This window comes from Novosphingobium sp. HNCC26BN242, assembly GCF_057180525.1.
In genome coordinates this window covers 1-835 of the sequence record NZ_JBXUGM010000008.1, presented here as the reverse complement: position 1 = coordinate 835, position 835 = coordinate 1, and the positions used below count along the sequence as shown (strand labels likewise).

Annotated in this window: 1 protein-coding gene; it reads right to left on the bottom strand. The window is 65.7% G+C overall.

The features are described 5' to 3' along the window. On the bottom strand, nucleotides 1-835 hold an 835-nt coding region (locus AC2A1F_RS18555; protein WP_484210266.1), incomplete at both ends, for a glycine-rich domain-containing protein.

The following is an 835-nucleotide window of genomic DNA, read 5'->3' as shown; positions in this document are numbered from 1 at the left end:
TTGCCCCCGCCTGATGACCCTGCCGCCCCGCCACCGCCAGTTGCGCTTAGGCCGGAATAGATCGCCGGTGTGCCGCCGCCCGCCCCGCCTGCCGACGCTGCGTTGCCTGTCGTGATGCCGCCACCCGATCCACCGGGTGACCCTGCCACAGACGAACGTGGAGCATTGTTTCCGGCTGTGCCCGTGCCGGAGGGCTGAATAGCATTGGCCGCAATGAACGTGCCGATGATGCTGCCTTGACCAGCGTTCGGGGTAGAGGCCAATCCGCCCGAACCGGCACCGCCACCCCCGGCATGGAACAACGTGCCAAAGCTGGTATTGCCGCCTGCCGTTCCAGAGTTCCCGTTCGAGCTGTTTGTAGAAACAGATGCGCCGCCCACTCCGCCAGCGCCCACAGTCACGCTCACCGTGCTGCCCACCGCATCAGAGGTGAAGGTGAATTCTGTGATTGAACCGCCCGCCCCGGCTGCCCCGGCTGTCCTGAGCGATGCGGCAGCGCCTTTTCGCCCTGCACCACCGCCGCCGCCACCGCCGATCAGCCAGCCACGTCCCGACTTGAAGCCCCGGCGCTTCGTCCACGTTCCCGATGTTTCGAAAATGTCCACGATGCACGGCGTGGCCAGATCGGTGTCAAGCGCCACAACGGCCACGGTTGCGCTGCCCGAAAGGTTCAGGGCCGATCCGGTAGACGATGCCACCATCGTTGCGCGCGTCAGCGTCCCGGCACCGGCAGCGTAAGCGCCGCGCCCCAGTTCCCAATCCGCGCCATCCTCAATCAGGTAGGAAACATCATCGCCATCGATCACGCCTGCGCCTGCAAACGACAGAAAGCCTG